At 40.6% G+C, this 12176-nt stretch carries 12 protein-coding genes and 1 pseudogene; all 13 read right to left on the reverse strand.

What is annotated here, in order from left to right:
* Position 1: 1 nt before the first annotated feature.
* Positions 2-595 (reverse strand): ribosome biogenesis GTP-binding protein YihA/YsxC, encoded by a 594-nt coding sequence (yihA, locus tag OCV60_RS04555; RefSeq protein WP_117784766.1) that lies wholly within the window; start codon positions 593-595, stop codon positions 2-4.
* Positions 592-2922, reverse strand: a complete 2331-nt coding sequence (gene lon / locus OCV60_RS04560) for an endopeptidase La (protein ID WP_021944156.1) — start codon at positions 2920-2922, stop codon at positions 592-594. The genes yihA and lon overlap by 4 nt, the downstream gene beginning before the upstream one ends.
* A 55-nt stretch (positions 2923-2977) precedes the next feature.
* Positions 2978-4270, reverse strand: a complete 1293-nt coding sequence (gene clpX / locus OCV60_RS04565) for an ATP-dependent Clp protease ATP-binding subunit ClpX (RefSeq protein WP_021944155.1) — start codon at positions 4268-4270, stop codon at positions 2978-2980.
* A 17-nt stretch (positions 4271-4287) separates the two neighbouring features.
* On the reverse strand, positions 4288-4869 hold the full coding sequence (gene clpP, locus OCV60_RS04570; RefSeq protein ID WP_008400599.1) for an ATP-dependent Clp endopeptidase proteolytic subunit ClpP: 582 nt from the start codon (positions 4867-4869) through the stop codon (positions 4288-4290).
* 38 nt (positions 4870-4907) lie between these two features.
* Positions 4908-6194, reverse strand: a complete 1287-nt coding sequence (gene tig / locus OCV60_RS04575) for a trigger factor (protein ID WP_262529514.1) — start codon at positions 6192-6194, stop codon at positions 4908-4910.
* A 262-nt stretch (positions 6195-6456) separates the two neighbouring features.
* Positions 6457-6672, reverse strand: coding sequence for an alpha/beta-type small acid-soluble spore protein (locus OCV60_RS04580; RefSeq protein ID WP_021944153.1), 216 nt, complete (start codon positions 6670-6672; stop codon positions 6457-6459).
* Positions 6673-6803: 131 nt separating this feature from the next.
* Entirely contained in the window at positions 6804-7871 is a 1068-nt protein-coding gene (buk, locus tag OCV60_RS04585) for a butyrate kinase (protein ID WP_021944152.1), read from the reverse strand.
* 51 nt (positions 7872-7922) lie between these two features.
* The gene (ptb, locus tag OCV60_RS04590; RefSeq protein ID WP_021944151.1) at positions 7923-8843 is read right to left on the reverse strand and encodes a phosphate butyryltransferase; all 921 of its coding nucleotides are present in this window, start codon (positions 8841-8843) and stop codon (positions 7923-7925) included.
* 105 nt (positions 8844-8948) lie between these two features.
* The gene (locus OCV60_RS04595; RefSeq protein WP_117784764.1) at positions 8949-9431 is read right to left on the reverse strand and encodes an S-ribosylhomocysteine lyase; all 483 of its coding nucleotides are present in this window, start codon (positions 9429-9431) and stop codon (positions 8949-8951) included.
* Between the two features lie 20 nt (positions 9432-9451).
* Positions 9452-10150, reverse strand: coding sequence for a 5'-methylthioadenosine/adenosylhomocysteine nucleosidase (locus tag OCV60_RS04600; protein WP_117784763.1), 699 nt, complete (start codon positions 10148-10150; stop codon positions 9452-9454).
* Positions 10151-10191: 41 nt separating this feature from the next.
* Positions 10192-10701, reverse strand: a complete 510-nt coding sequence (locus OCV60_RS04605) for a cysteine hydrolase family protein (RefSeq protein WP_262529515.1) — start codon at positions 10699-10701, stop codon at positions 10192-10194.
* Entirely contained in the window at positions 10676-11833 is a 1158-nt protein-coding gene (locus OCV60_RS04610; protein ID WP_262529518.1) for a hypothetical protein, read from the reverse strand. Before OCV60_RS04610 ends, OCV60_RS04605 begins: the two co-directional genes overlap by 26 nt.
* Positions 11834-12071: 238 nt before the next feature.
* Positions 12072-12158, reverse strand: a pseudogene (locus OCV60_RS13015) (transketolase); the annotation flags it as partial.
* Positions 12159-12176 lie beyond the last annotated feature (18 nt).

A 12176-nucleotide genomic window follows, 5' to 3' on the forward strand; every position in this document is an offset into this window, starting at 1 on the left:
TTTATTCTGATTCTGCGATCCGGTCTTCGATCAATTGCAGGATCTCTTCTTTTCCCTGCTTGGTCTGTGCCGAGAACGGAATTATGATCGTTCTCTCTACCGGCTGGATCTTCTGTCTGATGATCTTCAGATTCTTCTGGATCTGGCTTCTCTTGATCTTATCAAGCTTTGTTGCAATAATTACCGGTTCATATCCGTTTTTTACAATCCAGTCATACATGATGCAATCATTCTCTGATGGCTCATGACGGATATCAATCAACAAAAATACAAGCCGCAACTGTTTTGAGGTATGCAGATACCGTTCTACCATCTTACCCCATTTTGCACGGATCTCTACGGATACCTGTGCATAGCCATATCCCGGAAGATCGACAAAATACAGATCATGATTAATATTATAATAATTGATCGTCTGTGTCTTGCCCGGCTGTGATGATGTTCTTGCGAGCGACTTCCGGTTTAACAATCCATTGATCAAGGAGGATTTTCCTACATTTGACTTACCGGCAAATGCGATCTCTGGCATCTCTGTCTCTGGAAGTGTACTTGTAATTCCACATACTGTTTCAAGTTCAGCACTCTTAATTATCATTTCTTTTCTCCTTTTGCAAGTGCAAGACTAAGCACCTGTTCCATTGTTTTCACACAGGTAATATCCAGCCCGTCTGTAATCTCTGTACTGATATCATTAAGGTCTCTGCGGTTCATCTCAGGGATCAGCACCTTCTTAATACCGATCGTTTTTGCTGCCAGAAGCTTTTCTTTTAAACCACCGATAGGAAGTACGCTACCCCGCAGAGTGATCTCTCCTGTCATCGCAAGATCTCCTCTTACCGGCTTATTAAATATCGCAGAATAAATGGCTGTCGCCATCGTGATTCCCGCAGAAGGTCCATCCTTTGGAACTGCTCCTTCCGGAATATGGATGTGGATATCATGCTTTTCAAAATAATCTTCACCCAGTGTCTCTGATTCCTTCATCGTACGGATATACGATAAACCTGTAACAGCAGACTCCTTCATGACATCTCCTAATTTTCCGGTAAGCTGTATACTGCCATTTCCTGGCATGATATTTACTTCTATATTAAGTGTTACTCCACCTACCGCAGTCCATGCAAGACCTCGTACAGAGCCTACCTTATTGGTCAGATCATAGCTGTCATCCATGTACTTCTCTGTTCCGAGAAGCTGTGGTATCATGTCCTTTGTTACTTTTACTGTCTCCACCTGTTCTGTAAGGATCATTCTGCATGCTTTTCTGCATATCTTATCAATATTTCGCTCCAGATCACGCACACCAGCTTCTCTGGTGTAATGACGGATGATATATTTGATCGCTGATCCATTGATCTTGAACTGCTTCTTTGTCAGTCCGTTTCTCTCGATCGCCTTATTGACCAGATACAGCTTTGCAATGTTGAACTTCTCATTTTCCGTGTATCCGCTGATCTCGATCATCTCCATACGATCGGCTAACGGTCCCGGAATCAGGGACGCATCATTTGCTGTTGCGATAAATAATACCTTGCTCAGGTCGATCGGCACTTCAAAATAATGATCGTAAAATTTATTATTCTGTTCGCTGTCTAAAACCTCTAACAAAGCAGAGGATACATCTCCCTTGTAGTCGCTGCTTACCTTGTCTATCTCATCAAGCAGTACCAGCGGATTCTCTGTCTTTGTCTTTGCGATCGACTGTGCGATCCTGCCCGGCATAGCACCGATATAGGTTCTTCTGTGTCCACGGATCTCTGCTTCATCCCGAACGCCGCCAAGTGACATACGGACATATTCTTTTCCTGTCGCGGTAGCGATCGATCTTGCGATCGATGTCTTACCGGTTCCCGGAGGTCCAACCAGACACAGGATCGGCATGTTGCCTTTTTCATTTAAGATATGAACCGCCAGATAATCTATGATCCGTTCCTTTACTTCTTCCAGACCATAATGATCCCGTTCCAGAATCTTAATTGCCTTTTCCAGATTATCATTCTCTTTTGAAGATTTGCCCCATGGATAGTCGAGCAAAGTCTCGATATAGTTTGTAAGGATACCGGATTCAGCAGCCATCGGCGGCAATGCACGAAGTCTGGATATCTCTTTCGTAAGCTTCTCTTTGACTTCCTCCGGAGCAGTCAGATTCTGTAAACGCTCCATATATTCATCTGCCGCTTTTTCTGTATTATCATCCTCGCCAAGCTCTTTCTTTATGACCTTCATCTGTTCCCGGAGAACATATTCTCTCTGATGCTTATTTACGCAGTCCTGTAATTTCTCCTGAATCTCCTGACGGATGGCTAAAATCTCCATCTCCTCATCCATCGTCTGAAGGATCTTCATTACACGTTCTTTTACATCGAGAGTTTCCAGTATCTCCTGCTTCTTCGTATATGGCGCAGGAATGAATTCTGTCACTCCATCGGCAAATTTTGCAAGGTCATCGATCGTAAGCAGTTTTTTATATAACAGCTTATTTGTTCCCATTCCATTTGCAAATGCTTGTCTGAGCTTATCCGTAAGCATACGGATCAATGTTTTTTCCTCTACTTCATCCAGATGGTTTGTTTCTTCTGTATCTATATATTCAAAGTCTGCATTATATGCTCCATCTTCCTTATAAAATGAAACGATCCTTGCACGTTTTTCTGCTTCGATCAGAATGCGGACTGTTTTGTTCGGCATTTTCAGATATTGTTTGATCTTTGCTGTAACACCGATCGGATAAAGATCAGGAACCTTGCTATTCTCCTTTACTTCCTTTGCCGTAACCAGCAGGATGCTGCAATCACCTTTCATCGCATTGGCAACTGCTTCACAGGATTCCTTGCTGATCACATCCAGATGTGAGGAAGTATCTGGCATTATAACAATATTGTTCAAAACGATCATCGGTCTGTTCCAGACGATATTATCCATACTTTTATCTCCTTTATATCAAAAAACCGGGATGCATAACATCCCGGCTTTCTGCTTAAGCTATTTCATCACTGTTTTTTACTGAACGCTTCTTCTTTATCTGCTTTTTCTCAGCCGGATTATCAGAATAAGTGATTTCTGGTTGTGCTCCATCCGTTATAACTTCTTTTGTGATCACGCATTTTGCAACTCTGTCATCTGATGGAATCTCATACATAAGATCAAGCGTTGCTTTCTCTATGATAGAACGAAGTCCTCTGGCTCCGGTCTTTCTCTCCATCGCTTCTTCTGCTATAGCGTAAAGCGCATCCTTATCAAATTCCAATTCCACGCCATCTAATTCAAATAATTTCTTATACTGCTTGCAGATCGCACTCTTTGTATCTGTCAGGATTCTTACAAGCGCATCCTTATTCAACAGATCAAGTGTAACTGTGATCGGCAGACGTCCGACAAATTCAGGGATCAGGCCATATTTTACAAAGTCCTGAGGAGTAACCTGCTTTAACAGTTCTCCGATATCCTGCTCTGTCTTATCAACAACCTCTGCATTGAAGCCGATGGCTTTCTTGCCGATTCTGTTGTCAATGATCTTCTCCAGACCATCAAATGCGCCACCGCAAATAAATAAAATATTTGATGTATCGATCTGTATAAATTCCTGATGTGGATGTTTTCTGCCACCCTGTGGTGGCACTGATGCAACCGTTCCCTCCACGATCTTTAACAGCGCCTGCTGTACACCTTCACCGGATACATCTCTGGTAATGGATACATTCTCGCTCTTCTTCGTGATCTTATCGATCTCATCAATATAGATAATTCCATGCTCTGCACGTTCTACATCATAATCGGCCGCCTGAATCAGCTTCAACAGAATATTCTCTACATCCTCACCAACATATCCGGCCTCTGTCAATGCAGTTGCATCGGCAATGGCAAACGGAACATTCAAGATCTTCGCAAGTGTCTGTGCCAGATATGTCTTACCGGAACCGGTTGGTCCGACCATAAGAATATTACTCTTCTGAAGCTCTACATCAAAGTCCTTATCCGCCATGATACGCTTATAATGATTGTATACTGCAACGGATAAAACCTTCTTCGCTTCTTCCTGACCAATTACATACTGATCCAGAAATTCACGGATCTCCTTTGGTTTCAGTAAATTAATGGAATCTTCAGCACCTGTTTCTTCCAGCTCTTCGTCAACGATCTCTGCACATATCTGTACGCACTCATCACAAATGTAAGCGTTTGGTCCTGCTATAAGTTTTCTGACCTGATCCTGCGTCTTATTACAGAAGGAACATCTAAGTAGTTTTCTATCTTCACTACGATTTGCCATTCCAATACCTCTTTATACTATCTTTTTGCGATCACACTATCAATCAGACCATATGCACATGCTTCTTCTGCTGACATCCAGTTATCTCTCTCTGTATCAGCAGCGATGGTCTCATATGGCTTTCCGGTATTCTCGCTTAACATTCTATTTAATTTCTCTTTTGTCTTTAAAATATGCTTCGCAGCAATTTCAATCTCTGTAGCCTGACCCTGTGATCCGCCGGATGGCTGATGGATCATGATCTCGGCATTTGGAAGTGCAAATCTCTTACCTTTTGCACCACCTGCAAGCAGGAATGCACCCATACTTGCTGCCATTCCACAGCAGATTGTAGATACATCACATTTGATGTACTGCATTGTATCATAAATCCCAAGTCCTGCTGTTACAGAACCGCCCGGACTGTTGATATACAATGAGATATCCTTGGATGGATCTTCGGACTCCAGGAACAGGAGCTGTGCGATCACTATACTTGCTGATGTATCATTTACTTCTTCTCCCAGAAAGATAATTCTGTCTTTCAGAAGTCTTGAATAAATATCATATGAACGTTCACCACGGCTGGTCTGTTCAATGACATAAGGTACTAAACTCATATTTACACCTCCAAAATATCGCAATCAGAAATTATGGATTAAACTTCCTTTGCGTTATCTACAACAACCTTAACTGCCTTTTTAACAGCAAGATCCTTTTTAATGCTATCCTTTTCTGTATCACCCATGAAGCCTTCGATATCTTCTACATTCATCTGATACTGTTTTGCCATAGCTTCCAGTTCTTCATGTACTTCATCGTCTGATACCTCAATATTTTCAGCAGCAGCAATTGCTTCCAGAACAAGACGGGATTTGATTCTCTTCTCTGCGTCTGGTTTGATTCTCTCCATTAATGCTTCCTCTGTGATATTGCAGATCTGCATATACTGCTCAAGGTTGATTCCCTGATACTGAAGATTCTGAGCGAACTCATCTTTAATTCTTTCCTGTACATCTGCAACCTGTGCATCTGCAACGTCCATCTTAGCATTCTCGATTACTTTCTCGATCAGCTTGTTTTCTTTCTCGTTCTCAGCATCCTTCTGTTTCTTCTCAGCAGCCTTGCTCTTGATGTCTTCTTTGTATTCATCTAATGTCTCAAAATCTGAAACTTCACTTGCAAATTCATCATCTAACTCTGGTAATTCTACAGCCTTGATCTCTTTGATCTTGCATTTGAATACTGCTGGCTTACCTGCTAAATCTTCTGCCTGATAATCTTCTGGGAATGTAACATTTACTTCTACATCCTCATCGATGTTCTTGCCAACGAGCTGATCTTCAAATGTATCAATGAATGAATGGGAACCAAGAACGAGCTTGTAGTTCTCAGCCTTACCGCCTTCGAACGGAACACCATCAACTGATCCTTCGAAATCAAGTGTAACTTCATCATCCATCTGTGCTGCTCTATCTGTTACAGGGTTATATCTTGAGTTCTCTTTCTGAACCTTTAAAAGCTCTGCCATAACTTCATCATCTGTTACTTCTACGTCAGCCTTTTCTACTTCGAGTCCCTTATAATCACCAAGTTCAACTTCAGGCTTAACAGCTACTTCTGCTGTAAAGATGAAATCCTTGCCCTTTTCGATCTGAGTTACATCGATAACCGGTCTTGATACAACATCAACATCTGATGCACTTACTTCCTTTGGATAATACTCATTAATTAATGAATTAGCTGCCTCTTCATAAAATACTGCAGGTCCATACATCTTCTCAATAAATGCCTGTGGTACATGACCCTTTCTGAAACCAGGTACATTGAATTTACCTTTCTGCTTATTGTAGGCAGTTGTCATTGCCTTACCAAACTCCTCTGCCGGTACTGTAATTGTAAGTTTTGCCATACTGTGTTCCAGATTTTCTACTGCTAAACTCATTTTTTATTTCCTCCTTAAAATTATGCAAATGATGCCTTATGCCATCATCTTTTAATAATATATAAGGCATTATTTAGCATCCATTTATCATTTCGTTTTTATTGTGGGCATAAAAACACCCGCATCAATCATCCGATTATACCATATATACTGGATATATGTCCAGTCCATTTTCCATAATAACGCAGAAAAAGGTTATTGTCTTTTCGACAATAACCCCTTCCTGCTAAGCAAAAGCTAAAGATTTCTCTTATTTTACCGCTTATCTGCCTGACATCTGTTCTTCCTGTCTCTTGATCATCTGACGAACCATCTCGCCACCGATTGATCCGCTCTGAGCAGATGTTAAGTCACCATTGTAACCATCCTTGAGGTTTACACCAATTTCCTTAGCGACCTCCATTTTGAACTTGTTCATAGCGTCCTTAGCTTCCGGAACACTCATCTTGCTTGTTCCTGTTGAATTTGAACTTGCCATAATACATTTCCTCCAATACATTTATTTAAGACTTTATTGTCTTGATTCTATTATGTGTATTATAAGAAAAACTATTATGCCAATTTTTGTATTTTTACAGTTCACAGGCAAAATGTCAATCAATCATCAAATTAATATGTCATCGGCTCTTCTTCGCCATTCATAACTCTTAATGCTCCCTGTGCAAGTGCAAGAAGTTCATCCTCACCAGGATATACTGTAAACGGAGCGATAAATCCGGCTCTCTTTTCCAGTTCTGCACATGTATGCTTGGAATATGCGATACCACCTGTTAAGATGATCTGATCTACTTTTCCGCAAAGTACGGTTGACATAGCACCGATATCCTTTGCTACCTGCTGATGGAATGCGTCTTGAACAAGCTTTGCATGCTCATCACCTTCCTGAACGAGCTTCTCGAGATCTCTTGCATCATTGCTGCCGATATATGCATTGAATCCGCCGTTACCGACAAGTTTCTTTGTAACTTCCTGCTGTGTATATTTTCCTGAAAAGCACATCTTAACAAGATCACCTGATGGAACTCCACCTGCTCTCTCCGGTGAAAATGCGCCTTCACCATCTAATGCATTATTAACATCAACGATACGTCCGTTTAAATGAGCACCAACAGATACACCGCCGCCCATGTGTACAACGATCAGGTTCAGATCTTCATATTTCTTGCCATGCTCTTTTGCATATCTCTTTGCAACTGCCTTCTGGTTTAATGCATGGAATACACTTCTTCTTGGAAGCTCAGGTACACCGGATAAACGGGAGGATGGCATCAGCTCATCTACAACAACCGGGTCTACAATGTAAGATGGAATTCCCAACTCATCGCCGATCTCTCTTGCAAGGATACCACCAAGATTGGATGCATGTTGACCCTGCTTACCGATCTTTAAGTCCTCTAATAATTCATCACTTACAGGATATGTACCACCTGGAATAGGCTTTAACATACCACCACGACCTACACATACATCTAATGTCTTGATGTCAAATTTTTTCTCTGCAAGAATGTCAAGGATAACTTTCTTTCTGAAGTCCTTCTGCTCAACGATAAGGTTGAAGCCCGCAAGTTCCTCTGTTGTGTGTCTTAATGTCTCTTCAAATAATAAATTCTCGTCTTCAAATACACCTATCTTTGTAGATGTTGAACCCGGATTGATGATCAAAATTTTGTATGACATATTTTTCCTCCAAAATTCTTATATATTTATTCCGTAACCATAACGGTCTGATTACTGCTCATTCTTGATTGCTTCTGCAACAACTGCTGCAAGAGCAATAGAGTTCATCTTCACTTCAAAGCTGTCTGATCTGGATGTCAGAATAACAGGTGCCTTTGTTCCTGTCAGGATACAACCATTCTTGCTTGCAGTTGTATGTGTCAGGCACTTGTATACGAGGTTTCCTGCGTGGATATCAGGGAATAAGAGGATATCTGCATCTCCGACGATCTTACGATCTTCTGCTCCCTTATGCTTAGCTGCTTCCGGATCGATGGCAAGGTCAAGTGATAATGGTCCGTCAACGATACATCCTGTGATCTCTCCATTCTCGTTCATCTTTGTAAGCTCTGCTGCATCTACAGTTACAGGCATCTTAGGATTTACAACCTCAACTGCCGCAAGTGGAGCAACCTTTGGGCATGGGATACCACATGCATGAACAACTTTTACTGTATTTTCAATAATCGCTTTCTTATCCTCAAGAGATGGATATGTCATGAATGCTACGTCTGAAAGATATAATAATCTGTCAACACCAGGAACCTCAAAAACTGCTACATGTGATAACGGCTTACCGGTTCTTAAACCTACTTCCTTATCCAGAACGCTCTTTAAGAAGTTCTTTGTATCAATGATACCCTTCATATACATATCTGCTTTATTATTATGTACTAGCTCTACAGCCTTATGTGCAGCCTGAATGCTGTCCGGTTCGTTTATGATCTCATACTCATCCAGATTCATATCAAGTTCAGCAGCGATCTTTCTGATCTCAGCTTCATCACCAACAAGGATCGCATCTGCAATACCTTTTTCCTTTGCTGCCTTAACGGCTTCCAGAACTGGCTTGTCCTGAGCACATGCTACAGATACTGTCTTCTTGCTGCATTTTGCAACTTTGGCTAATAAATCTTCAAAACTCTTACTCATTCGTTTACACCTCTCGCGATTTTATTCTTTTTCCATAATTATTATGGATTGCCGCACTCTCCCGGCAATCTTTATCTGTTATCGTATCACTTTGAAAAAAAAAGGTCAACCCTCTGGATAGTTCAGGCGGTCTTCACCTATATTATATAAAACCTCTTTCAAGAATTTCTCAGCCAGATAATTTGCCATGTTCAGATTCATGTCCTGATAATTTCCACATTCTCTCGGATTTGCACCCGGAATCGGATCATGATAATGGCGGATAAATTCAAACATTGAGATCATCAGATCCACAATATCCTCTGACTTATAATCACCTGCAAGGATCAGATAAAATCCGGTTCTGCATCCCATCGGTCCAAAATAGATTACTTTGTCCTTATAATCCTCATGATTTCTGAGATAAGTAGCTGCCAGATGCTCGATCGTATGAATCTCTGCTGTATTCATAACCGGTTCAAAATTTGGCTTTGTCATGCGGATATCAAAAGTCGTAAAGACTGCATCTCCAGCCTTATCCTTTCTGGATACATAGATTCCAGGATTTAATAATAAATGATTGATCTGAAAACTTTTTATCTTTTCCATAGTTTTTCAACTGCCTCCTTTTAACATAACTTTACAAATTCTGTCATAAGTGCAACACTGTTATCGATCGCCATAGCCGCAAAAGATGGATAATCCATTTCTGCACTGTCATCTGCTTTATCTGAAATAGCACGAACAACCAGATATGGAATCTTGTTCAGACTTGCAACATGTCCGATCGATGCTCCCTCCATCTCTGCGCAGGTTCCGTCAAATGTCTCAACCAGCCATTTTTTCTTGTCTTTACTTGATATGAACTGATCTCCGCTGACTACACGTCCGGTAAAGACCTTGATGGAAAGTTCTGCCCGCTTTGCTGCAGTAAGAGCAAGCTCCAACATTTTTTCATCTGTCTTGAAAATATTTTCATCATCTTTTAAATCCGGATTGATTCCCGGAGCATATCCAAGAGCAGAAACATCCATGTCATGCTCTAATGCATCCTTTGCCAGCACAATATCTCCAATGTTGATGTCTGCATTTAACGAGCCTGCAATTCCGGTATTTACAATTCCATCTACCGGAAACAAGTCGATCATTGCCTGTGTACACATTGCTGCATGAACCTTGCCTACACCACATTTTACCACAACCACTTCACGGTCACACAAAGTACCTCTGTAAAACTGCATACCTGCTTTTTCAATAATATGCACCTGTTCCATTTTTTCTTTTAACTTTGCAACTTCTTCGTCCATTGCTCCTATAATTCCTAGCATGTCTTCTTTCCTTTCTTACTGCATTTGTTTTTTTATCCTGCTTATTCTTCACCAACCAGCTCAATCTGGCACATCTTCATCGTTTCAAGTGCAGCCGCCTTTGATTCCGGTGTCACGCCCGCCGTACATCTGACATCAACTGCCACACGTATCTCCGGATACAATGCCTTTATGATAAGCGCATTTGATACTACACAGATATCGGTACAAAGCCCGATCAGACAGACATCTTCAAATCCATACTGATTCCAGCCTGTGTATCCAAAGGATGGCTTATCTATGATCTTACAGCCATCTGCATATATTCCATCTGCAATCTCCCAGCCGGCTGTTCCTTTTATACAATGTTCCACTGGAAGATGCCTTCCCTCATTTGTCTGCATATAATTTGTTTCATGGGTATCTCTGGTATAAATCACCTCGTCTCCCCGGTTCTTATATTCCTGTATCAGATTTCTTACCGAATCCACGATTGCCTCTGCTTCTTTCGTACCAAGTGAACCATCAATAAAATCATTCTGCATATCAATTACGATCAGTGTCCTCTTCATTTTTTTCACCATAAGACCAGTTCAGGTCACCTTTCCATATATATTTCCATGCGATTACTTTCCGCCAGTCCGTTATAAAGGTCTGATCTGAAAATTTGATCACAAACTGCCGTTTCTTTGATACATATTCTCCGATCTGCCATTGATATATCCCGTTTTTTGTCTTCCAGACATAGATACATCTGGTACCATTATCCGGATAACCAAACTTCTTTACAAAATTAAAATCTGAAAAATCCAGTTGAAAATCAGTCGGATCTTCTTTTCTGGTATCATCCGTCTGATCTTTAACTCCATCCTCTTCCTGCTTATGAAATGCAAGATGCAATGCCTGTGCCACCCGTGACCAGAATCCCTGTTTTTCACTTTCATTCTTTTTCTTTTCCAGCACAGCTTCTCTCTCATGCACACGGTGCATACTCCACGAATATGTTTCAATATTTTCAATGGCATATTTTATCTTGGTATTGGATGTAAATTCACTCTGGATATGAAATCCTTTTTCAAATACACGATGCCCATCTTTCACATGATAATTATTATGCAGTAGTCTGACATTTCCCGGATGATCCAGAAAAACAATCTTCCAGGTATCTTCATTATGCCATACCGTCAATGTATCCCCATTTACTTTTGTTTTCATCTCACAGTCAACATACATATGTCTCAGCATGTCAACCGGTATCATCATGCGCTTAAATAAATTCTCATAATCCACTGTTTTTTCAGGATCCAATGCCCCGATATGAATATATGTTTCTATTGCACATCTCGGACATTGTTTCATCCACTTTGGATAATTGACCAGATATTTCAGATCGCTGTCCTTAATATTTCTCGCCAAGATACAGCATTTATCATGAATCACATTCTCATTTCTGGAACAGATATATTTGACGTTATCATCTGCCATGATCTTTCGTCTAAGTTTGGAATATTCTACATAATTTCTGTCATTTTCTGCTATACGCAGGTCGTTATAATATGGTTTCTGGCTTGATCTCTGTTCTCTCGGTTTTCCGGAATTTCCCGTATAGTTGCCGTTTTTCCCATATGACTTTCGTCCGGAATTCGTCTCCCCATATACAGATCTGTTTTCCCTCTGACGGTAATTATTCCTATACTCTGCCAATTTTCTCTCTCACCACCTTTCCTATAGTTTTTTACTTTATAGGACATCTTATCCTATAAAGTAAAAAATCGAGCTTATTGTAACATTTTATTCAAACATCTACAATAAGCTCTTTAAAAAGGAAATATATAAAAAGGAACTATAAGAATAAATGAATATACCTATAATGCTGCTTTAATTTGCTTATAGATGCCCTCTGCGTCGAGTTCACACTTATGAAGCAGGTCTTTTGCCGGGCCGGATGTCCTGCTTTTGCAGAATGTACGGCTGATACGATTCCTTTACGAACCTCTACAGCAGTTTTCTGAAGTTCTAATTTATTCATTGTATTCTCAACCTAAAT

Source organism: Coprococcus ammoniilyticus (assembly GCF_025567345.1).
GTDB classification, from domain to species: domain Bacteria; phylum Bacillota; class Clostridia; order Lachnospirales; family Lachnospiraceae; genus Coprococcus; species Coprococcus ammoniilyticus.